The organism is Rhodococcus opacus B4, from assembly GCF_000010805.1.
In the GTDB taxonomy this organism is placed as follows: domain Bacteria; phylum Actinomycetota; class Actinomycetes; order Mycobacteriales; family Mycobacteriaceae; genus Rhodococcus_F; species Rhodococcus_F opacus_C.
In genome coordinates, this window is record NC_012522.1 from 5381900 (window position 1) to 5404769 (window position 22870).

Annotated in this window: 16 protein-coding genes and 1 pseudogene; 7 read left to right on the forward strand and 10 right to left on the reverse strand. The window is 68.5% G+C overall.

Annotated elements, in window-relative coordinates; all coding sequences use genetic code 11:
• The first annotated feature begins 58 nt into the window (after nucleotides 1-58).
• Nucleotides 59-1675, forward strand: a complete 1617-nt coding sequence (locus tag ROP_RS24755) for an FAD-dependent monooxygenase (protein WP_015888740.1) — start codon at nucleotides 59-61, stop codon at nucleotides 1673-1675.
• On the opposite strand, the gene ROP_RS24760 is transcribed toward ROP_RS24755, so the two are convergent.
• The gene (locus ROP_RS24760; RefSeq protein WP_043826782.1) at nucleotides 1644-3668 is read right to left on the reverse strand and encodes an APC family permease; all 2025 of its coding nucleotides are present in this window, start codon (nucleotides 3666-3668) and stop codon (nucleotides 1644-1646) included. The two genes, ROP_RS24755 and ROP_RS24760, sit on opposite strands and share 32 nt — an antisense overlap.
• Before the next feature lie 92 nt (nucleotides 3669-3760).
• Nucleotides 3761-7054 carry a protein kinase domain-containing protein gene (locus tag ROP_RS24765; RefSeq protein ID WP_015888742.1) on the reverse strand — a complete coding sequence of 1098 codons (3294 nt, stop codon included), beginning with the start codon at nucleotides 7052-7054 and terminating at the stop codon, nucleotides 3761-3763.
• Between the two features lie 298 nt (nucleotides 7055-7352).
• Here ROP_RS24765 and ROP_RS41425 point away from each other — a divergent pair.
• Nucleotides 7353-7469, forward strand: a pseudogene (locus ROP_RS41425) (hypothetical protein); the annotation flags it as partial.
• Between the two features lie 16 nt (nucleotides 7470-7485).
• Nucleotides 7486-7728 carry a DUF3263 domain-containing protein gene (locus ROP_RS45305; RefSeq protein WP_158306516.1) on the forward strand — a complete coding sequence of 81 codons (243 nt, stop codon included), beginning with the start codon at nucleotides 7486-7488 and terminating at the stop codon, nucleotides 7726-7728.
• An 11-nt stretch (nucleotides 7729-7739) separates the two neighbouring features.
• Here the strand turns inward: ROP_RS45305 and ROP_RS24775 are convergent, their stop codons facing one another.
• Together ROP_RS24775 and ROP_RS24780 are read right to left on the reverse strand one after the other, a co-directional pair.
• Entirely contained in the window at nucleotides 7740-9005 is a 1266-nt protein-coding gene (locus ROP_RS24775; RefSeq protein WP_015888744.1) for an amidohydrolase, read from the reverse strand.
• A 29-nt stretch (nucleotides 9006-9034) separates the two neighbouring features.
• Nucleotides 9035-10510, reverse strand: coding sequence for an MFS transporter (locus ROP_RS24780; protein ID WP_015888745.1), 1476 nt, complete (start codon nucleotides 10508-10510; stop codon nucleotides 9035-9037).
• 141 nt (nucleotides 10511-10651) lie between these two features.
• Between ROP_RS24780 and ROP_RS24785 the strand changes: the two genes are divergently transcribed.
• Nucleotides 10652-11656 (forward strand): Lrp/AsnC family transcriptional regulator, encoded by a 1005-nt coding sequence (locus tag ROP_RS24785; RefSeq protein WP_015888746.1) that lies wholly within the window; start codon nucleotides 10652-10654, stop codon nucleotides 11654-11656.
• A 163-nt stretch (nucleotides 11657-11819) separates the two neighbouring features.
• Complete coding sequence (locus tag ROP_RS24790; protein ID WP_015888747.1) at nucleotides 11820-14240, forward strand: ATP-dependent Clp protease ATP-binding subunit; 2421 nt, start codon at nucleotides 11820-11822, stop codon at nucleotides 14238-14240.
• A 267-nt stretch (nucleotides 14241-14507) separates the two neighbouring features.
• Here ROP_RS24790 and ROP_RS24795 read toward each other — a convergent pair whose 3' ends face one another.
• Nucleotides 14508-14975 (reverse strand): DIP1984 family protein, encoded by a 468-nt coding sequence (locus ROP_RS24795; protein ID WP_015888748.1) that lies wholly within the window; start codon nucleotides 14973-14975, stop codon nucleotides 14508-14510.
• A 317-nt stretch (nucleotides 14976-15292) separates the two neighbouring features.
• Between ROP_RS24795 and ROP_RS24800 the strand changes: the two genes are divergently transcribed.
• Complete coding sequence (locus ROP_RS24800) at nucleotides 15293-16078, forward strand: IclR family transcriptional regulator (RefSeq protein ID WP_015888749.1); 786 nt, start codon at nucleotides 15293-15295, stop codon at nucleotides 16076-16078.
• Here the strand turns inward: ROP_RS24800 and ROP_RS24805 are convergent.
• Genes ROP_RS24805 through ROP_RS24820 form a run of 4 tightly spaced genes read right to left on the reverse strand, consistent with a single transcriptional unit; the run spans nucleotide 16073 to nucleotide 20709 of the window.
• A complete protein-coding gene (locus tag ROP_RS24805) occupies nucleotides 16073-17068 on the reverse strand; it encodes a 2-hydroxyacid dehydrogenase (RefSeq protein ID WP_015888750.1) in 996 nt (331 codons plus the stop codon). The two genes, ROP_RS24800 and ROP_RS24805, sit on opposite strands and share 6 nt — an antisense overlap.
• Nucleotides 17065-18003 (reverse strand): hydroxymethylglutaryl-CoA lyase, encoded by a 939-nt coding sequence (locus tag ROP_RS24810; RefSeq protein ID WP_015888751.1) that lies wholly within the window; start codon nucleotides 18001-18003, stop codon nucleotides 17065-17067. The genes ROP_RS24805 and ROP_RS24810 overlap by 4 nt, the downstream gene beginning before the upstream one ends.
• Nucleotides 18000-19253, reverse strand: coding sequence for a CaiB/BaiF CoA transferase family protein (locus tag ROP_RS24815; protein ID WP_015888752.1), 1254 nt, complete (start codon nucleotides 19251-19253; stop codon nucleotides 18000-18002). The genes ROP_RS24810 and ROP_RS24815 overlap by 4 nt, the downstream gene beginning before the upstream one ends.
• 25 nt (nucleotides 19254-19278) lie before the next feature.
• The gene (locus ROP_RS24820) at nucleotides 19279-20709 is read right to left on the reverse strand and encodes a GntP family permease (protein WP_015888753.1); all 1431 of its coding nucleotides are present in this window, start codon (nucleotides 20707-20709) and stop codon (nucleotides 19279-19281) included.
• A gap of 387 nt (nucleotides 20710-21096) precedes the next feature.
• Here ROP_RS24820 and ROP_RS24825 point away from each other — a divergent pair, with 387 nt between their 5' ends.
• Nucleotides 21097-22185 (forward strand): 3-deoxy-7-phosphoheptulonate synthase, encoded by a 1089-nt coding sequence (locus ROP_RS24825; RefSeq protein ID WP_015888754.1) that lies wholly within the window; start codon nucleotides 21097-21099, stop codon nucleotides 22183-22185.
• On the opposite strand, the gene ROP_RS24830 is transcribed toward ROP_RS24825, so the two are convergent.
• Nucleotides 22186-22833 (reverse strand): alpha-ketoglutarate-dependent dioxygenase AlkB, encoded by a 648-nt coding sequence (locus ROP_RS24830; protein WP_015888755.1) that lies wholly within the window; start codon nucleotides 22831-22833, stop codon nucleotides 22186-22188.
• Nucleotides 22834-22870: the final 37 nt, after the last annotated feature.

Sequence of the window (22870 nt, forward strand, 5' to 3'; positions counted from 1 at the left end):
CCCGTGGTCGGTCCCGCATACTGGGCGGTGGTCGGTCCCTGCTGACGAGGCGGTGTCTGTGGTGCATCCCGAGGTATTGGTGGTCGGAGCGGGTCCCGTCGGTCTGACGGCGGCGATCGAACTGCGCAGGCGAGGCGTCGCCTGCCGCATCATCGATCCGCTGCTCGAGCCCCCGCAGTATGCGAAGGCGGTGGGAATCCAGCCGCGCACTCTCGAGGTGTTCGAGAGCATGGGTGTGCTGCGGAACATCCTGGACGCGTCGATCGAGATGCGCGGGCAGATCGTGTACGTCAACGGCGACGAGGTGGCCCGGCTGGAATTGTCGCTCCCGGCGGACATCCCGTTCGAATTTCTCGGGCTGCCCCAGTACGAGACCGAACGCATCCTCACCGAGTACCTGGCCACGTTCGGCACCACGGTCGAACGCGGAACCCGGCTGACGGCGTTCGAACAGGACGACGACGGCGTCGTCGCGACGGTCACCGGAGCGGACGGCGACGAAACCGTCCGAACGCAATACCTTTTCGGCTGCGACGGCGCCCACAGCGTGGTCCGCAAGGGCCTCGGTCTCACCTTCGAGGGTGGCGCGTTCGTCGAGCAGTACATGCTCGGCGATGTCGAGGTCGACTGGGCGATGCCGCATGGCTACGGAATCCGGTCGATGCATCAGACGGACGGCGAGACCGACGACCTGCTCGTGTGCATTCCGCTGCCCGGACGCCACCGCTACCGGATGTCGATGCTGGTGCCCGACGACCTCGCCGGCACCGGAACTCCGGCGGCCGACAAGATCGCGCACGGTTTCGAGGCGGGACCGAAACCGGAGCTCGGCCACATTCAGGCCGTGCTCGACCGTCTCTCGCCCCAGCCGACGCGGGCCTCGAATCTCCGATGGTCGTCCGTCTTCCGGATCAGCCACCGCATCGTCGACTCGTACGGGCGCGGACGGGTGTTCGTCGCGGGCGACGCCGCACACATCCATCCGCCGACCGGCGCGCAGGGCATGAACACCGGCATCCAGGACGCTCACAATCTGGCGTGGAAGGTCGCGCTGGCGGTGTCCGGCGCCGCAGCCTCCGATCTGCTGGACAGCTACGACGCCGAGCGGCGGCCCGTCGGGGAGGAGGTGGTGGGACGCACCGTGCGCAGCGCCCGGGAGGGGATCGGGGCGGGGTCTTCGGATCCCGATTACGTGATCCGCCGCGAGGCACAACTTCTCATCAGCTACGCCGACAGTCCGATCGTCGGCCGACCGGCGCCCGATGCGGCCCTCGCGCCCGGCAGCCGGGCACCGGACGCCCGCGGGCTGACCCGCAGCACGGTCGCGTTCCCCCTCCGGCTGTTCACACTGCTCGCGGGACCGAACCACACGCTGCTGCTGTACGCCGACGAGTCGGTCGACGCGCGCGGGCTGGAACTGCTCGAGGCCGCCGCGACGTCGGTGGACGCGGCGACCGGCGGACTCGTCGACACGTACCTCGTCGCCTCGCCGGGCGCCGAGGTCGGGGAGACGGTGCTGCCGCTGATCCGGGACCGCGACGGCGGGTTCGCGCGCGCCTACGGTGCCGAGGGTTCCGCTGCGTTCGTCGTCCGGCCGGACGGCTATCTGGGGTTCCGGCAGAGTCCGGTCGCCGTCGACGGCCTCACGGAGTACCTGAAGCCGACTTTCCGCTGAGTTCGACGGTGGTGGGCAGGCCGCGCCGGATGTCGCCCGGCGCGGGCTTGCCGAGCGGGGCGCCGGCCCGGGTGGCCGAATCGAGCAGCCACGGCACGCTCGTGACCATCACCCCGGACGTGAACAGCAACCGGCCCTTGAGGCGCAGCGCATTCTGGTTGTGCAGCAGGTGTTCCCACCAGCGACCGACCACGTATTCGGGGATGAAGATGGTGACGACTCCGCCGGGGACCCGTTTCCGGACGGATTTCACGTATCCCACGATGGGGCCGGTGACTTCGCGGTAGGGCGATTCGAGAACCTTCAGTGGCACCGGAATCTCGTACTTCTCCCACTCCCGTTGCAGCTTCGCGGTGTCGGCGCCCAGCACGGTGACGGCCTCGAGCGTCGTCGGGTGGGTGGCGCGGGCGTAGGCGAGGGCGCGGGCGGTGGGTTTGTTGAGCACGGACACCAGCACGATGGTGTGCACCTGGGAGGGGAGGGTGAAGCTGTCCTCGTCGACGACGAGAAGCGCCGCGATCCGGTCGTAGTGCCGCCGGACCCCGCGCATCAGGAAGAACAGGATCGGCATCGCGATGACCACCAGGTAGGCGCCCTGGGTGAACTTCGTGACCGTGACGATGATCAGGACGGTGCCGGTGAGGAGGGCGCCGGTACCGTTGAGTGCCCGCCGTGCCCGTATCTTGTGGCGTTCGCGGGAGTCGGATTCGGTTGCCAGCACACCGTTCCAGTGCCGGACCATGCCCGCCTGGCTGAGTGTGAAGGACGTGAACACGCCGAGGATGTACAGCTGGATGAGGTGGGTGACGGACGCCTCGAACAGGACGATCAGTCCGCCCGCCGTCACCGCGAGAAGCACGATGCCGTTGCTGAACGCCAACCGGTCGCCGCGAGTGTTGAGCTGGACGGGAAGGTAACGGTCGCGGCCGAGTACCGAGGCGAGCAGCGGGAAGCCGTTGTAGGCCGTGTTCGCGGCGAGCACGAGGATCAGCACGGTCGCGGCCTGCACGTAGAAGAAGCCGAAGTTGGTGGTGCCGCCGAACACCGCGGCCGCGATCTGGGCGATGACGGTGCGCTGCGGGTCGGTCTCGCAGTTTCCGGCGAACCCGATCAGATCGCACGGGTTCACCGCGACGTGCACCTTCGTGACGATCGCCAGCGCGGTGATTCCGGCGAACATCACGATGGCCGTCGCCGCCATCGCCATGAGGGTTTTCGCGGCGTTGGCGCTCTTCGGTTTACGGAACGCGGGTACCCCGTTGGAGATCGCCTCGACCCCCGTCAGTGCCGTACATCCTGACGAGAACGCGCGCAGCGCGAAGAACACCAGAGCCAGGCCGGTCAGCCCGGACAGTTCCGGTTCGATGGTGTAGCCGGCGCTTTCGGCGACGGGCGTCGAACCGGCCGCGACGCGGATGAACCCCGTCACGATCAGGATCATCACACCGGCGATGAACCCGTACGTCGGGAACGCGAACATGGTCCCCGATTCGCGGATCCCGCGCAGGTTCATCACCGTCAGCAGCACCACGAACGCCACGGCCAACGCCACCCGGTGCGTGTTCAGCGCAGGCACCGCCGAGATCAGATTGTCGACGCCGGCCGAGACCGACACCGCCACCGTCATCACGTAATCGATGAGCAGCGCGGACGCCACCGTCAACCCCGCGGACGGGCCGAGGTTCTTCGTGGCCACCTCGTACGAGCCGCCCCCGCTCGGATAGGCGTACACCACCTGGCGGTACGACAGGGCGACGACGGCGAGAAGTACCACCACGCCGACCGCCAGATACGGTGTCAGATAGAAGTACGCGAGACCGCCCAGCGACAGGATCAGCAGGATCTCCTGCGTCGCATACGCCACCGACGACAGCGGGTCGGACGCGAAAATCGGCAGCGCCAGACGCTTGGTCAGCAACTGCTCCCCGAGATCGTCACTGCGCAGCGGGCGTCCCAGAGCCAGCCGCCGGACCGCCCGCACCAGAGCCACCACACGTTCAGCGTAGAACCGCGGCGGGGCGGGGGCGCGGCTTTCGATGTCCGGCCGCATTTCGTTATCCGCCCCGGATCGGCGATGTCAGGGTTTCAGGTGGTTTCGTCGTCGGACTGCCGTGCGACCCAGGCCGCGATCTGCGCCCGGGACGAGAATCCGAGTTTGGCGAGTACGTGTTCGACGTGACCCTGCGCGGTGCGTTGAGAGATCACGAGGCGGGCGGCGATCGCCTTGTTGGTCAGGCCCTGTGCAACCAGGCCGGCGACCTGGCGTTCACGCTTCGTCAGTGCCGCCGCAGGATCGCCGCGCCGTGGCGCTGCCGGGAGTGATTCGCCCAGGGCATACGAGGCGGCGGCGGCGAAGCCCAGCGCCTCGCCCTCGCGGGACGCAGTCTCGAACGCCCGGGCACCGAGCGAGTGCCGCGTGACGAGCTCGCATTCCTTGTGGGATTCGGTCAGGTCGGGGATCTGGACAATGGAGGTACCCACCCTCCGTCGAAGCACCTCGGCCGCTGCCAGCAGGACGGCGGCGCGATGGAAATCGTTCTCGCGGGACGAGATCCAGGCGAGGATTTCGAGGCACCAGGTGGCTCCGAACGGATCGTCGACCAAGCGGGCCAGCTCGAGTCCCCGTCGCAGCAGCAGCACCGCGCGATCACGGTCGCCCTCCCACCACACCACCAGCCCGAGGGTGAGGGACGCGCGGCCCAGGTACACCGATTCACCGTGTGATTCGGTGATCCGGATCGCCTCGTCGAGACAGCCGGTGGCGGCCTCGGTGTGCCCGAGGATCTCGTGAGCCAATCCGAGCGCATGCAGGACAGTGACGTGTGCAAGGAGGTTGCGCTCGCCACGTAACACCTCGAGCGACTCGGTGAACGAGCTCACGGCGCGCTCCGGGTTGCCGCCGTGCACGGCGTGCGCTCCGTCGGCCTGAAGCATCAGTGCGCGATCGACTGCACTTCCCCTGGTCTCGGCAAGTACACGCCCCTCGTCGATCAGTTCGGCCGCCCGCTCCAGGTCCTCGTGCCGGCTGGCGAGGACACTGGCCGCGTGCAACGCCTTGACCCGGAGTGCGGTGTCGTGTTCTCCCTCCCGTGCCAGGGCGCGGTCGAGCCAGCGGCGACCCTCGCGCAGCAGCCCACGAGAAACCCAGAACGGATACAGAGCGGTCGCGATCTCCAGCCCTGCCTCGGCCGAGTCGGCCGGGTCGGCCGAGGCAGTCAGGCCGTACTCCATCGCTTCGCGCAGGTTGGGTTGTTCACGCTCGAGCCGCGCGAGCCAGGCGACCTGCCGGGGGCCGATCCATTCGGATTCGGCTTGGAGGGCGAGTTGCCGGTACCAGTTGTGATGCCGTAGCCGGAGTTCCGGGAGGGTTCCTGCCTGTTCGAGCTTCTCCCGGCCGTACTCGCGCAGCGTTTCGAGCATCCGGAATCGCACCACCGCCCCCGATCCCTCGCGGATGAGGATCGACTTGTCCACGAGCGACGCGACGAGATCGATGAGACCGGCCGGTTCGGCGTCGTACATGGACACCTCCTCCGCGGCGTCCAGCTCGAAGCTGCCTGCGAACACCGACAGCCGCGACCACAGCAGCTGCTCGGCCGGGAGACACAGGTCGTAGCTCCAGTCGATGCTCCACCGCAACGTCTGCTGCCTGGTCGGCGCATTCCGGCTTCCGCGGGTCAACAGCTCGTACCGGTTGGTCAACCGCTGCAGGATCTGTTCCGGCGACATCGACCGCAGCCTCGCCGCCGCCAACTCGATGGCCAGGGGCAGGCCGTCCAGCCGGATGCAGATCCGGGCGACGGTCTCCGCATTGTCCTCGGTGAGCTCGAAGCCGGGCACCGCCGTGGCGGCCCGTTCGGCGAACAACGTCACGGCGTCGTACCCGGGCAGACTCTTCAGAGACGGCTCCCTGTCCGAATCCGGAAGTGCCAGTGGACGAACGCGCAGGGCGGCTTCCCCCGCGACATCCAGGGTCTCGCGACTCGTCGCCAGAATCCGCAGGCCGGGACAGGCGCGCAGCACTGTCTCCGTCAGGCCTGCTGCCGCATCCACCACCTGCTCGCAGTTGTCGAGGACCAGGAGCATGTCTCGCGGCTCCAGGAACTCCACGAGGGTCTGCAGCGGTCTCGGCGACCGCTGCCGCAACCCCAGCCCCGCCGCCACGACTTCCCCCAGCAGTGATCCGTCGCGCAGTTCACCCAATTCGACCAGCCGGACCCCGTCGTCGAATGCTCGCCGAATGTCGCTCGCGACCCGTAGTGCCAGTCGGGTCTTGCCCACACCGCCGATACCGGTCAATGTGACCAGCCGTGACGCCGAGAGCAGTTTCCTGGCCTCGGCGAGCTCTTTCCGTCGGCCGACGAAGCTCGTCAAGTCCAGGGGAAGGCTCCCGTCGGTCGGCGATCCCGCGGAGCCGGTCGATGATCGTCCGGCCGGCGGCCGTGCGGGGCGTTGCGGCGGTTCGTCCGTGGCGGGGTCCGGGCCCAACGCCATCGTGTCGACGGGAAAGCCGCGGCGAAATTGGATGCCCTGCAGCGTTTCACCCAGCGCCGCCGCGGACGGGCGCTCGTGCGAGTCTCGCGACATGGCGTGCTCGAGCAGGGCGGCGACGTCGGCGTCGATACCGGACTCACGGAGGTCCGGCGCCGGTTGCGTGGCGATCCGCAGGAACTGCGCCACCACCTGTTCGCCGCTGCGGCGCTCGAATGCCGCGTGCCCGGTCAGCGCGGCGAACAGGGTCGCCCCGAGTCCGTAGACGTCCGAGGACGGACTCGGGGTGTCGCCCTCCAGGACCTCCGGGGCGGTGTACGCGGGTGATCCGGTGATGGTTCCCGTGGCGGTCTGGAAACCGCCGGTGATGTGCGCGATGCCGAAGTCCGTCAGCGCCGGTTCGTCGTAGTCGGTGAGCAGGATGTTGCTGGGTTTGACGTCGCGGTGCACGATGCCGTACCGGTGCGCCGTCTCGAGGGCGCCGGCGATCTTCACGCCCAACCGCAACGCCTCGGTGACGGTAAGCGGACCGTGCCGGCGAATCCGTGCGTCGAGGGAGTCCTGCGGATGGTAGGGCATCACCAGGAACGGACGCCCGCTCGGCGTGACGCCGACCTCGAGCACGCTCACGACGTTCGGGTGCCCGGTCAGCCTGCCCATCGCCCGCTGCTCCCGGAGGAACCTGGCCCGGCTCTCGTCGTCGAGGTCGCCGCTGAGAACCTTCACGGCCACCGCGCGGTCCAGGGCGGACTGGGTGCACCGATACACCACGCCGAAGCCCCCACGCCCGATCTCCCGGGCATCGTCGAACCCGGCCGCGCGCAGTTCATCCGTCGTCGCGGTGTCGGTATCGCGCTGTGTGCGGAGCGGATCGCCGTCGGTTGCCAACGCGCTATCCGCCCCTGTGCCGCCCCGGAAACCGTGGTGTCATCCGCCTACCTCTCGACGACGCCTTCCCAGACTATCGCCGGGATCGCCGCACCGGGTCCGCGGACCGAGACAATCTCCACGAACCGCGGTCTAGCGGCGGATCGACCCTCCGTCGACGACGAGCGTCCGGTGTTCGACTCGAGCGATGCCCGCGAAGGCGCGGCCACCTTCACCGAACGTCGCGCCCCGGTCTGGACCGCGACGTGATCACCGAGAACGAGAGAACAGGAACACACCATGCGTGATGCAGTCCTCGCTCGCGACCACCCTCGTGCACCGCATGCGCGCCGACGGCGTCCGCTACGGACTGCAGACGATGTGCGAAGGCGGCGGGATGGCCAACGCCACCGTCTTCGAGAACCTCGCCGTCTAGGAAAGGTGCCGGGATCGTGGACAACGTCACTGCGGCGATACTCGAATTCGCGTGCCGGTGGCTACCGTACGGTGGTCCACCGGCCGACGAGATCTGGATCGGGTTCGGCATGACGGCGCCCAGATACGAACAGCGACTGGCCAAGATCTTGGATACCGCTGCGGGACGAGAGGTGCCCCCCGATATCCGAGACCGGCTGTGCGCCCAGCTGTCCGAGCGGAGAAGACGGCGGGCATTGCGATCGGCAGGTCGAGTCTGATCCGTCCCCGTCTACACGTACGCCGGTCGCCGCGTGGCGCCGGGTGCCCGGTTGTGCTGCTGCTCGAGGACGGCGGCTCGCGCCTCGCTGTCGGTGGCGAGGTCGACGATCGCGGCAGCGAGGGCGTAGGCCCCGTCGACGACGGCGTCGTCGGCGCCCGGTGTGACCGCATCGGCCGCGAAGGCGGCCGTGTGCGGCGCGGCCGTCGACCCCATCACCCCGATCAACGGGTGGATCGACGGCACCGCCTGGGAGACGTTGCCCATGTCGGTGGATCCGCCGCCGAGTGCGCTGCCTTCCCGGGGCGGCATCACCCGGCCCCGGTGTTCGAGTGCGGCGTCGAAACGGTCCGCGAGGAACGGGTGCTGGACGAGGGGCTCGTAGATCGGGTCGACCGGGGTGACCGCGTACGTGCAGCCGGTGGCCGTCGCGGCGCCGTCGACGCAGGCGAGCACCTTCTTCTTCAGGTCGGCGGTTTCCGCGAGGTCGAACGACCGCACCTCCGCTTCCACGACCGCCGAGGCCGGGATGATGTTCGAGACGTCGCCGCCGGACAGGGTGACGGCGCTGACGCGCACCGTGTCGGGCAGATGCTGCCGCAGCAGACCCACCGACACCTGCATCACCGTCGCCGCGTCGCCGGCATTGATTCCCACGGTCGGTGCGGCCGCCGCATGCGATGCCCGGCCGGTGAACTCGACCCGGAACCGGTCGCGGGACTGCGACGTGCTGCCGGCGGTGGGCACGACCACACCGGGGCCGGGATGGACCATCAGCGACACCGTCGCGTCCTCCCAGGCGCCGGCCTCGAGCATGTGGGCCTTTCCGGCACCCTTCTCCTCGGCGGGAGTGCCGAGCAGCTTCACCCGGATCCCGAGTTCGTCCGCCACCCGGGACAGTGCGATCGCCGCCCCGGCACCTGCGGTCGCGATGATGTTGTGGCCGCACGCGTGTCCGATCCCGGGCAGGGCGTCGTACTCGGCGCACACCACGACCGTCAGCTCACCGCTGCCGTACACGGCTTCCAGTGCGGTGGCCTGCCCCCACACACCCACTTCCACCGCGAACCCGGCGTCGCGGAGCAGGTCGGCGACGAGCGCCGCCGAACGATGTTCCTCGAACGCGAGTTCCGGGTGGGCGTGCAGATCGTGACTCGCGGCGACGAGCCGGTCGCGCCATTCGAGGACGGTGTCCTCGACGCGTCGCTTCAGCTTCTCCGCTGTCCCGTGCGGACCGGCGGGGGTATCGATGTTGGCGGCAATTGCATTGTCGGTCATGAAGTTTCCTTCTCTTCAGGGGTTGGGAACTACGCTTCGGTGGGAACGGCGGCAGGGGCGGTGGATGCGCCGCGGTCGGCGGCCGGGCCGCGCGTCACCACCGCGAGGCCGGCGACGGCGAGCGAGAGGAGGCCGCAGATCACCCACACGGCTTGGTATCCCGCTTCACTCGTGATCACGGCCCCGCTGTCGAGCGTCGCCGTGAATCCGGACATCACTGCGGTGAAGCTGGCTCCGGCGACGGCGCCGGCCACCGTTCGGGCACTGTTGTACAGGCCCGACGCGATGCCGACCGAGTCCCGCGGCGCCCGCGCCACCACCAGGTTGGGGAGGGCGGCGATGATGATGCCGTTGCCGAGACCCGACACCACGAGCCACGCGAGCACACTGACGGTGTCCGAGTGCAGCACGGTGAGCAGGGCGTAGCCCACTGTGGCGGTGACGGCGCCGACGATGACGGCCGTGACGTCGCCGGCCCGCGCACCGAGCCGGGGTCCGACGAAGGTGCCGGCGAACGCCGCGATCGACGCGAACACGAGGACCAGCCCGATCATCGACGACGTCAGGCCGAGCCCGAATCCGGCCGCCGCCGGGTCGGTGCCCACGAAGAGGGCGATCGGGGTCTGGCTGCCGAACAACTGGGCACCGAACAGGGCCGCGAGCAGGATCGGTAGTCCGACGCCGGCGCGGCCGGACAGCATCCCGAAATCGACCAGCGGCGAGGCCACGCGCCGCTCGACCACTACCCACAGGGCGAGCAGTACACCGCCGAGCAGGAGTCCGCCGAGCACCGGCCCCGACGACCACCCGAACCTGTTGCCGGTGCTGATCGCGAACAGCGCGGACGCCAGTCCCGAGCCCAGCAGGATCGCGCCGGCCCAGTCGAGGCGGCCGGTGGTCCGGGCCGTCGTCTCCGGTACGAAGAAGATCACCACCACGAGCGCGAGCGCCATGAGCGCCGCCGGAACGAGAAGCAGCACAGTGAGACTCAGGAACGACGCGAGGATCCCGGACAGGACGACGCCGACGCTGGCGCCGAGTGTGAGCCCACCGACCAGCAAACCGATCGCCTTCCCCGACTGCTCCCCGGCGCGCTCACGCACGATCGCGAATTCGAGCGGCAGGAACGCGGCGAGCGCGCCGGTGATCGCCCGGCCCAGGATGAAGATGCCGTACGTCGGGGCCAGCGCCGACACGACGCTGCCGACGGTGACCATCGCCGTCGCGACGACGAGCATCCTCTTGTGCCCGTACCGGTCGCCCATCTTGGCGAGCACCGGCACGAGAACCGCGGTCGCGAGCAGGTAACTCGTCTGCACCCAGTTCAGGTCGGCGGGACCGATCGAGTACTTCTCACCGATTGCCGAGAGGACCGGGCTGAACCAGGCCTGGAGGAATCCGCTGGACAGTTCCATGGCGAAGAGGAAACCGACGAAACCGGCCGCGGCGCCGAGGCGCCGATCGGGACCGGACCCGGTGGGAATGGGGGATCGGAGTGCTCCCATGTGTGACCTCCAAGGTGGCGGGTCGCCGGAAGCGGCGACATGACAATATGAGCGAAACGACCGAATCGATGCGTCCGAGTGTTGGGTGAGTGAGTTTCTGCGATGTAAATGCGCAGATTTTGTACCTGAGGAGCCGCAGTTATGCAGGAGAAGAAGCCCACGGAGGACGAACTTCGGCTTATTCACGCCCTGCAGGTGTGGCCGCGGGCCCCGTGGTCGCAACTGGGTCCGATCCTCGACGCCGACCCGGTCACCCTCGCGCGGCGGTGGTCCGGACTCACCGAACGGGGGATGGCCTGGGTGACCGCCCAGCCGCCGATGTCCGAGACGGCTCGCGGCGCGATCGTGGAGGTCGAGTGCGTCGCCGGGTCGATCGACACCGTGATCACCGAGTTGTCCCAGGACAGCGAGTGCATGTCCATCGACATCACCTCGGGCGGCCGCGATCTGATCCTCACCGTCGGCTGTCAGAACCCGACCGCGTTCAACCGGTATGTCGTGGCCCGAATTCCGGGCATCCCCGACGTCCGCACCGTCCGGACGCACCCGGTCGTCACCGCGATCTCCGGCGCTTCGCAGTGGCGTCTGCGTGCACTCGACGCCGACGAGTCGAGCGCGATCGACGCCGCCCGGCACCGCGACGCCGCCCGGCTCTCCGCGATGTTCGCTCGTCCGCCCGTCGCCGAGCGCGACATCGTCTCCATCCTGTCCCGGGACGGTCGCGCGACCACACGGACGGTCGCGGAGGCGCTGGGAACGTCCACCCGGCGTGCGCGCGAACGTCTCGGTGCGACGCTCGCGTCCGGGGCGATGGAACTCCGCACCGACATGCCGCGCTGGGCCTCGGGCTATCCGGTCTGCGCGTGGTATTTCCTCCGCGTCCCCGCCGTCCAGATGGTGCGGGTCGGCGCCAACCTGAGCGGGCTGCCCGCGGTGCGGACGGTGCTGTCGGTCGCCGGACCCGCCAACCTGCTCGTGTCCGTGTGGTTGCGGGAACTGTCCGACGTCGAGGGGCTCGAGGCCGTCGTCGAACAGAAACTGCCCGCGGTCAGCATCCTCGACCGATGCCTGGTCCTCGGCGTCCGCAAACGCATGGGCCGGGTGTTCGACGAGGACGAACTGCCGATGCAAATCGTGCCGTGGTAGGCGCTCCGCGCCCGTGCGCCTTTCTGGTAGCTGGAACAACCAGAAAGGCGCACGAGCGCGAAGCGCCTCTGTGACCGCGACCACATCCGCTGCCGTCGGGAATTGATCGGAGGGTTGGCACGTTAGTTGAGTCAGTAACGCTCAACTAGTAGGAGGCTGAGGAATGCCAGCATTCTTCGGGCCGGAGGGCCCAGGTCGCATCGACATCAGTCGGCTCATGAGTCGCTCCACCCAGGAGCTCATGGCAGCTGCTGCACGGTTCGCCGCAGGTCGCGGCGATTCGGACCTCGATGCACTCCACGTTCTGCGTGTCATGGCAGAACACGACCCCGTCAAATCCCTGATGCAACGCGCAGGCGCCGACACGTCGGCCGTCGCCGATGCCGTCGAACTGCGACTGCCCCAGGGCCGCGACACGTCAGGCTTCGCAACACCCGCCCTGAGCGGTGCGCTCAAGACGGCGCTGCTCGAGGCGCACCAGCTCGCGCGCGCTCTCGGGTCCACCTACATCGATCCCGAGCACCTCTTCCTGGCACTCGCCGCGGATCAGGACCACGCCGCCGGACGCCTGCTCGCCTCCGAGGGCATCACCCCCGAGCGCCTGCAGACGGCGGTGCAAGGCGGGTCGGTGGAGGAGTCCCCGGACTCCGCGACACCCACGCTCGACAAGTACGGCTTCGACCTCACCGAACGTGCGCGCGGCGGCGGAGTCGACCCGGTGATCGGGCGCGCCGACGAGATCGAGCAGACCATCGAGATCCTCTCGCGCCGCACCAAGAACAACCCCGTGCTGGTCGGTGAGGCCGGCGTCGGCAAGACGGCGGTCGTCGAGGGCCTGGCCCAGCGCATCGTCGACGGCGACGTCCCCGATCGCCTGATCGGCAAGCGCATCGTCCAACTCGACCTGTCGAGCATGGTGTCGGGCACCCGGTACCGCGGTGACTTCGAGGAACGCCTGAACAACGTGATCGATGAGATCTCGGCTCACTCGGACGAGCTGATCGTCTTCATCGACGAGGTGCACTCCATCGCCGGTGCCGGTGGTGGCGCCGACGGTGCGATGGACGCGGGCAACATCCTCAAGCCGAAGCTCGCCCGAGGTGAGCTGCACATCGTCGGTGCGACGACGCTCGACGAGTACCGCAAGCACATCGAGAAGGATCCGGCGCTCGAACGGCGCTTCCAGCCGGTGACCGTCGCGGAGCCCAGCATCGAAGACGCGGTGGCGATCCTGTCCGGTCTGCGCGACCGGTACGAGGAGCATCACGGTGTCCGGTACGCCGACGAGGCGATCACGGCCGCCGTCGAGCTGTCGGCCCGCTACATCGGCGACCGCTTCCTGCCGGACAAGGCGATCGACCTGATCGATCAGGCCGGCGCCCGGTTGCGGCTGCGGATGCCGAGCGTCGACGTCGAGGCACTGCGGGCGACGCTCGCGGAACTCGAAAAGTCGAAGGAGCAGGCCGTCGCAGACGAGGAGTACGAGAAGGCATCGGCGCTGCGCGACCAGATCGTGGGTGTCCAGGCCCGGATCGACGGCAAGGCCGACGCGTCCGACGTCGCACCCGAGGTAACCGCCGAACAGATCGCCGAGGTCGTGTCGCGGGCCACCGGCATCCCGGCCAGCCAGATGACGGAGGAGGAGAAGGAACGACTCCGCCGGCTCGAGGACGAACTGCACCGTCGGGTCGTCGGCCAGGACGACGCCGTGCGGGCCATCGCCCGGGCGGTGCGCCGCAGCCGCACCGGCATGAACGATCCGGACCGTCCCGTGGGCAGCTTCCTGTTCCTCGGACCGACCGGCGTCGGGAAGACCGAGCTGGCAAAGGCGCTGGCCGCCACCCTGTTCGGTGACGAGAACAAGATGCTGCGGCTCGACATGAGCGAGTTCGGCGAACGGCACACGGTCAGCCGGCTCGTCGGTGCCCCTCCCGGCTACGTCGGATACGGGGAGGCGGGACAGCTCACCGAGCAGGTCCGCCGCAACCCGTACTCGGTGATCCTGCTCGACGAGATCGAGAAGGCGCACCCCGACGTGTTCAACACGCTCCTGCAGGTGCTCGACGACGGCCGGCTCACGGACGGTCAGGGCCGGACGGTGGACTTCAAGAACACCGTCCTGATCATGACCAGCAACCTGGGATCCGACATCATCTCCAGCAAGTCGGGTGCGCTGGGCTTCGCCACCGGTGACGCCGAGGCTGCGGAGAAGCCGCTGCGGGATCGGGTGATGGGCCGGCTGCGCGAGTCGATGCGTCCGGAGTTCCTGAACCGGATCGACGAGATCGTGATCTTCCGCAAGCTCGACACCGATCAGCTGCACCGGATCACCGACCTGCTGCTGGACGACAGCCGGAAGCGGCTGCAGTCCAAGGGCATCGAGATCTCGTTCAGCGACGCCGCGGTCGACTGGATCGCCGAGCACGGGCACCAGCCCGAGTTCGGGGCGCGTCCGCTGCGCCGGTCGATCCAGCGGGCCGTCGACGACCGGATCGCCGATCTGCTGCTCGACGACGTGCTCGTCGAGGGTGGCAGCGTCGCGGTCGGAGTGTCCGACGACGAGCTGGACCTCGTGGTCGGCTGATCCCCCAGGTGAGTGGCAAAGTGTGCTCGGGCACGCTTTGCCGCTCACCTGTCCGGGTAGGCCCCTTGCCCGCCCTCGCCGTTTCCGAATCAGCACCCGGTGTTGAGGTGTGCGTCGTGCACCGTCACCTGTGCATTGTGCAGGGCTGCACTGTGATCCGGGTTTTGCCCGGGGTGCGCCGCCCTCCGCGCAGGAGAAGTGGCCGGATTGCCGCCGACCGCGGTGTGTGCTCGCCTCCGGAAACGGTTACCTGCTACCCGGCGGAAGTCAGTCGAGCAACTCGACTTCCCAATTCTCTTTCTGCACTTGCAGATCGATCTCGCGTATCTTCCGGGCGAGCTCGTCGGCCCGACGCCGCAGATCCCGCACAGGCAACGCGGCGACGAAGACGAGTTCGGAGCGGAGCTGCCTGCCGTAGCGGTCCTGTTCACGCCCCGACGCGGCATCCGCGGCAGCGGACACCACCCGGTGCCGCACTCGGAGCATGTCCCGGCGCGCCAGTGCGTCCGTGATGGTCGCGTCGCCGAGCGGCGCCGCAGTATTCGTCCGATTGATGCGCCGGACGAGGACCTCCATGCGGTCCAGGACCTCCTCGAGCTCGAGGAGCAGTACCGCCGCGTCCTCCGCCGGCGCCTCGCCCTCCTGATGCCGCGCATTCGTGAGGATGCGCGACTTCAGCTGCTCCACCCGGCGTGTCAGATCGCCGCGCTCGGCCAGTGCCTCAGCCAACTTCATGTGTACCTCCTTTCTCGAAATCGTTGCGTGGCATCACAAATGGGGGAACTGCCGGCAATGCTGTGGAGGGGTCGCGGCACCGTGAGGGTGGCGATCTCAGCGCTTCGAACGCGCGGGCGAATTCTCCGAACCGTGGTGCCGGAGAGATATCTCGGTGGGCGCTCATGCGCCTTTCGTCGACTGGGAATCGAGCATCTTCAATTGGTACCACATCCCGGCTCGTGTGGCGACAGCCAATGTTGCCCAGGTGAGTGCCGAAGTGTGTTCCGCCGCCCGTTGGCGCTCACGTGCTGGTGGGGGCGACTATCGTCGGGGGTATGCGAGCGGACGACGGCGAATTGACCTCCAAGCACCAACCGTTGCTGGTGCTGAGCAAGATCACGGAGATTCTCGATGCCTTCAGCCTGGCGCGGCCGTCGATGACCCTCGGTGAGATCCACCAGGCCACGGGGCTGCCGACGTCGACGGTGCAACGGCTGGTCAGCAACCTGGTGGCACAGGAGTTCCTCGACCGCTCCGGCGACCAGATCCGGATCGGCGTCAAGATGGCGTTCTGGGCGGCGACGGCCACCAAAGGGCTGGACGTCCTCGCCGTCGTCACCCCGGTGCTCAAGGAGATCCGCGACGCCACCGGCGAGACCGCCAGCTTCTTCCGGGTGGAGCAGGGGTACCGCGTGTGTGTGGCCATCGCGGAGACCGAGCACGCGCTGCGACGGAACATGTACGTCGGGAAGATCGTCCCGCTCCCCGCGGGCTCGGCGGGCCGGGTGCTGCTCGCCTGGAACCCGGACCTCACCGAACAGGTGCTGGCCGGACCCATCGAGCCGATGACGGAGGGCACCGTCACCGACACCGAGGTGCTGCGCGAATTGATCCACCAGGCGCGGGCCGACGGATATGCGATCACGGCAGGAGAGCGGGAGGACAGCGCTTCGGGATTGGCTGCACCCGTGTTCGATTCGTCCGGCGACGTGCTCGGCGCGCTGGCGATCAGCGGGCCGACCCTCCGCATGCCCCGCGAACAGTGCGAGAAATGGGTGGATCTGCTCGTCGGCAGCGCCGAGCAGGTTACCCGGACGCTGGGCGGCCGCTACCCGTCATGATCTCCACGCCTCCGGGTTGACCGGGTGCGGTGGGATCCGGTTCCGCGCCATGGCCACCGCGTTCTCGGCGCACAGCCGCGCCATCTCGGACCGTACGGCGACGGTGGCGCTGCCGACGTGGGGGAGCAGCACGGTGTTCGGCAGTTCCGCGAGCCCCGGTGCGAGCGCGGGCTCGTCCTCGTACACGTCCAGTCCGGCCCCGGCGATCTCCCCGGACTTCAGGGCATCGACGAGGGCGGCCTCGTCGACGACGGGACCGCGCGCCGTGTTGACGAGAATCGCGGTCGGCTTCATCGCACGCAGCACGTCCGCGTCCACCAGGTGCCGGGTCTGCTCGTTCAGCGGAACGTGCAGGGACAGATAGTCGCTGGTGGTGACGAGGGTGTCCCAGTCGGTGTGGGTGACGCGTCCGGCGAATTCGCCGAGTTCGGCGTCCGGCACCGGCCGGTCACCGGGTGGCCGCGGGCAGAACTGCACCTGCATGCCGAACGCGAGTGCCCGTCGCGCGGTGGCACGGGCGATCCGCCCGAAGCCCGCGAGCCCGAGGTTTCGTCCCGAGATGTCCTGGCCGAGTAGCAGGTTCGGCTCCCAGCCGGTGAATTTTCCAGCGCGGACGAAGGTGTCGGCCTCCACCGCCCGACGGCCGGTGGCGAGGATCAGCAGCATCGCGACGTCGGCGGTGGCGTCGGTGAGCACGCCGGGGGTGTTGCCGACGAGTATCGAGTTGGCGGTGGCCGCGCCGACGTCGACGTTGTTGAATCCGACCGCGTAGTTGGAGATGCCGCGGATCTTCGCGGCGGCCAGAAGGTCTGCGTCGAACGTGTCGCGCAGCTGGGAGACGACCACGTCGTAGTCCCCGGACAGACACGCGTCCCGGAGTTGGGCGGCGTCGGGCAACTCGTCGGGGACATGGACGCTGCCCGCGGCGCGCAGCAGCGTGAGGGCGGGTTCGGGGATCGGGGTGGTGACGTAGAACCGGGCGTCGCTCATCGGCCGCCGCCGATGACCCACTCGAACGCGGCGGCGTTGGAGCGTGCGCCCTGGGCGGCCTTGGACCGGTTGGCCTCACCGAGTTCCGCGAGCGTCTTCTCGGACAGTTCGACGAGCGACCCGAAGACGGAGGGGGTGAGCCAGTCGGGGCGGGTGGCGAACAGCAGATCCTCGCTGGCGGTGTTGCCGCTGGCACCGGGAGCGAAGGGGCAGCCGCCGAGTCCGCCGAGGGCGCCGTCGACGGTCATCGCGCCTGCCGCGACCGCGGCGAGGCTGTTCGCGACGCCCAGACCCCAGGTGTCGTGGCCGTGATAGACGATGCCGCGCTGCGGGGTTTCCAGCCGGACCCGGGAGACGAGCGAGTACACCTCGGCGGGGACGGCTTGGCCGAGGGTGTCGCAGACGACGACGTCGACGGCGCCGTGGGCGCGCGGGTCGTTGGCGATGTCGATGACCCGCTGTTCCGGGACCCGGCCCTCGAACGGGCACGTGAACGACGTCGCGATACACAGCTGGATGCTGCCGCCGACCTCCCGCGCGAGTTCGATCGCCGCGGGCATCGCGGCGAGGCTGTCCTCGGTGGAACGGCCGATGTTCGCCTGGTTGTGGGAATCGGAGGCGGAGAAGCAGTACTGGAAATGGCGGGCGCCGGCGGCGGCGGCCTTCTCCACGTGCCGGGGTGTCGCCACCCACACCCAGCAGCGGTCGAGTTCCTCCTCGGTCAGCTCGGAGATCACCTCGACGGTATTCGCCATCGGCGGCACCAGGTCTGGGCGGGCCATCGACCCGATCTCGAGCGCGGGCACACCGAGTTCGAGGAGTCTGCGGGCGATCTCGAGCTTCCTCGCGGTGGGCAGCATCTTGCCCGTCAGCTGCAGTCCGTCGCGCAACGTGACGTCGCGGAGCAGGGTGCGTGATTCGAAGGTCTGCGTCATGAGGTGCCACCTACTGTGTTGTCGACGATGGAGTCGATCTGTTCCGGGGTCTTGCCGAGCAGTGTCTCGAGGACCTCCCGGGTGTGCTCACCGAGGTCCGGTCCGACGTTGCGGATGGGCAGCGACTGCCCGCCGATCACCGGTACGATGCCGGGGAAACCGACCTGCTTCGGCTCGGCCTCACCGGTGTCGACGGTGAACTGCTGAATCATGTTGCGGGCCGCGTACTGTTCGTCGCTGCAGATGTCGGCGGCCGTGTTGATCGGACCCGACGGCACGCCGGCCGTGTCGAGGATCTTCAGGGCCTCGTCACGCGAGTACTGGATCGTCCACTCACCGATCGCCGTGTCGAGTTCGTCGCGGCGCGCCCACCGTCCGGCGTTGGTGGACAGGTCCGGGTCGGCACCGAGGTCGGGGCGGCCGATGGTCTCCATGTAGCGCTGGAAGATGGCGTCACCGTTGCCGGCGATGATGATGCTGTTGCCGTCACTGCAGATGTACGCGTTCGACGGGGCGATGCCCTCCATCCGGCCGCCGACGCGTTCGCGCTTGATGCCGTACGCAAGGTAGTCGGGGATCAGCGACTCCATCATCGACAGGATCGATTCGTTCAGCGCGACATCGATGATCCGATGCGGCAGGGACGGGCCCGGCGTTCCGGCGACCTTCGCGGCTTCCCGCTGAAACAGCGCCATCACCGCCCCGAACGCCGCGTAGAGGCCGGCGATCGAATCGCCGATCGACACCCCCACCCGCACCGGGGGCCGGTCGGGATCGCCGACGAGTTCGCGGAATCCGCCCGCGGCTTCCGCGACGGCGGCGAACCCCGGTCGCTGTGACATCGGCCCGGTCTGCCCGAACGCCGAGATGCGGGTGATCACGAGTTCCGGGTTGGCCGCGTTCAGCGCGTCCGGTCCGATGCCCCACTTCTCCAGGGTGCCGGGCCGGAAATTCTCCAGCAGGATGTCGCACTCGGCGGCGAGGTCCAGGACCAGTTGCCGGCCCTCCTCGGTGCGCAGGTCCAGCACGATCGACTTCTTGTTGCGGTTGATCGTGCGGTACAGCATCGACGTGTCGCCGGAGTACAGCCGCCAGTTGCGGAGTTCGTCGCCGGTCTTCGGGCGCTCCACCTTGATGACCTCGGCGCCGAAGTCGGCGAGCATCCGGCCCGCGGTCGGTGCGGCGATGTAATTGCCCAGCTCGAGTACCCGAACGCCGTCGAGCGGCCGAATGGTGTTGTCGGAGAACATGGTGATCCTTAACTGATAGTGACGCTCAGAGAACGAGGCTCATGGGCAGGACGAGCAGTATTGCGACGACCGATGCCACCGATACTCCCACCGAACACGTCTTCAGCGTGCCCCGTGTGGTCTGACCCATCAAGGACTGCAGCAACCAGAACGTGTTGCTGGTGACGTGCACCGCGAACAGGGAACCGGCGCCGGCCGCGAGGGCGATGAGGACGGGGTCGAGTCCGAGGGTCGGGGCGATGGGAGCGAGGACACCGGCCGCGGTGATGGCGGAGATGGTCACGGAACCGACGGCGACGTGCAGGACTGCGGCGATCACCCACACCATCAGCAGCGGAGCCGCGTGATTGGCGGTGAAGTACTGACCGAGGATGTCGCCGAGTCCGGCGGCGGCGATCGTCGCGGCCAGCGACCCGCCCACGCCGGTGAGGATGAGGATCTGGCCGCTCTCGCTGAAGCCGCTGGCGATCGCCTTCTGCACGCGATGCTGCCCGACGGTGAGCCGTCCGACGAAGCTGGTGCCGATCAGGCCGATCAGCAGCGCGATCAGCGGTTCCGACACGAACGAGACGACCGGGTTGCTGATCTCGGCGATGTCCAGGATCGCGCCGGTCGCGATGAGCAGGAGCGAGAGGAGCAGCGGGGCGAGGAGCAGGATCAGGGGGCGGTCGTGCTGCGTCCGCTCGGCGGTGACGGCCGTGGCGCGTTGTGCCTGGGCGACGCCGCCGCCGGTGTCGGGCCGCGGGGTGGTCCCGCCGCTGCCGCCGTCGGTCCAGGTCTCTTCCTCGTCGTCGACGACCGTCTGGTGGAAGTGCTCCTCGTCCTTCTCCGGATTCCACCACCCGCGGGTGAACAGGAACGACATGATCGCCACCGAGATCGCGACGGTCGGTATCACCAGGATCAATCCGCAGATCAGCATCTTGCCGAGAGGCACACCGAGAAGTCCGGCGAGGGCGAGCGCCCCGACGCCGGGAACCATGAGCACGATGCCGCACTCCAGGCCGATGGCCAGCGCGGTGGCCATGCGCGCGGTGCCGACCCGTCCGACCTTCGGTGCGAGGTTGCGGGCGAGCGGTGCCGAAATCACCAGCAGGACGTCGAGGAAGATCGATTGCAGCAGCGTCGCGATCGTCAGCGACAGCGCATAGGGCATCCGTTTCGGACCGAATACGCGTAGCAGCGTCCCTACCAGGCGCTGGATGGCGCCCATTTCCTTCAACATGGCGCCCATCAGGACGCCGAAGGCGATCAGCAGTCCCACTTCGGCCATGATGTCGCCGAAACCGGTGCTGATGACCTTCACCGTCTCGGCCGTGCCGAGACCCGTCGTGAGTCCGAGATAGGCGGAGCCGACGACCAGCGACACCACCGGGTTGAACTTGAAACGCACGATCAACAGCACCACCGCCGCTACGGCGATCGCGGTGTTGATCAGGATTCCTACATCTGACATGTGCGCGTCCTTATCGAGGAGGCGGGGCAGTGACTGGTGTCACAGGTACACCCATATTATGAGCACACACTCACGATATAAGCAATGGGCCTACGGCCCTGTGCGCCTTTCTGGTAGCTGCGACGACCAAAAAGGCGCACAGGCGCGAAGCGCCTACCCTCACCGCGACAGATGTCAGGGGGAGGGGTAGGTGTGGCGCCGATGCGGGCCAGCCGTTACTGTGGCCGTCATGCAGCGCGCATATTTCTGGTTTAGCAGGCCGGCCCCGGGTGGGCCGGTCGGCGTAACCACGCGCTGACCTCCCCCACCCCAGAGCCGGATTACAGACCGGCTCGCGGGAATCTCCACAGTCTTCGAGGGCCGGCCTGAGAACAGGAACCCGAACCCATGACTGCCACTCTCGACACCACTACCAGCAGTGATCGCCTGGACGCCCAGCGCACCGTGAGCATCAGCCCGCTGGTGGCGCCGTCCGTCGTGCGCCGCGAACACGCCCCCGACGACGTCGCGTCCGCGACCGTCCGCTCGGGCCGCGCCGACACGGTGAACGTGCTGAACGGCGACGACGACCGCCTGCTCGTCGTGGTCGGCCCGTGCTCCGTGCACGATCCCGTCGCCGCCATGGACTACGCCCGCCGGCTCGCCGCCAAGGCCGAGGAACTGCGCGACGACCTGCACATCGTGATGCGGGTCTACTTCGAGAAGCCGCGCACCACGCTGGGCTGGAAGGGCCTGCTCAACGACCCGCACCTGGACGGCACGTTCGACATCGACACCGGGATCCGCATGGGCCGCAAGCTGCTGCTCGACGTGTCCTCGCTCGGCCTGCCGGTCGGCTGCGAGTTCCTCGACCCGATCATGCCGCAGTACATCGCCGACCTCGTCACCTACGGCGCGATCGGTGCCCGCACCGCCGCCAGTCAGGTGCACCGGCAGCTGTGCAGCGCGCTGTCGATGCCCGTCGGAATCAAGAACTCGACGGAGGGCGACGTGCAGGTGGCGGTCGACGGCACGCGCGCCGCCGCGGCGAGCCACGTGTTCCCCGGCACCGACCTCGACGGCCAGGCCGCGTTGATCCGCACCATGGGCAATCCCGACTGCCACGTCATCCTCCGCGGCGGCAGCGACGGACCGAACTACGACGCCGAGACGGTGGCGGACACCCTCGCCCGGCTGAACAAGTCCGGTCTGCCGGAGCGCGTCGTCATCGACGCCAGCCACGGCAACAGCAGCAAGAACCACGAGAAGCAGGTCGACGTGCTGGACGACATCGCGGCCCGCCTCGAGGCAGGGGAGAAGGGAATCGTCGGTGTGATGGTGGAGAGCTTCATCGAGGCCGGACGCCAGGACCTCACCCTCGGAAAGTCCGAGGAGCTCACCTACGGCCAGTCGATCACCGATGCCTGCATCGACTGGAACACCACGGCCGCGCAACTCGACCGGCTGGCGCAGGCCGTCGCGGCCCGGCGCGGATAGTCACCGCACGCCCCGCGTCCGGAACTGGACGCTGATCCGCGGTCCGAGCGGGCGGGCACTCTTCGGTACGCAATGCTCCCAGGTGCGCTGGCAGGAACCACCCATCACCAGCAGGTCACCGTGGCCGAGCGAGTACCGGATCGAGTGTCCGCCGCCGCGCGGACGCAGCAGCAGCGGACGTGAGGCGCCGAGCGAGAGGATGGCGACCATCGTGTCCTCGGTCCGGCTGCGGCCGGTGTCGTCGCCGTGCCAGGCGACGCTGTCGGACCCGTCGCGGTAGAAGCACAGTCCGGACGTGGCGAACTCCTCGCGGAGTTCGGGCAGGTAGTGCCTGCTCAGGGCGTCTCGTGCGGAGGCCAGCAGTGGGTCGGGGAGCGGTTCGCCCTCCGGGTAGAACCGGACGAGCCGCGGCACGTCCACCACCCGGTCGTACATCTGGCGCCGCTCCGCATTCCACGGCACCGTCTCCGCAAGCGTCGTGAACAGCTCGTCGGAGCCGGTCATCCACCCCGGTCGGACGTCGACCCACGCCCCCGCGGTCAGCGTCCGACGCTGCACCGTCGGCCCGAGTTCGCCCAGTTCGACACCGAACGACGAGTCGTCGAACAGCGAAGCCTGCAGCGCATACCGCGCATCCGCGGAAGTCATGCGGCCATACTACCCCCGTTGTCGAACGTATGTTCCC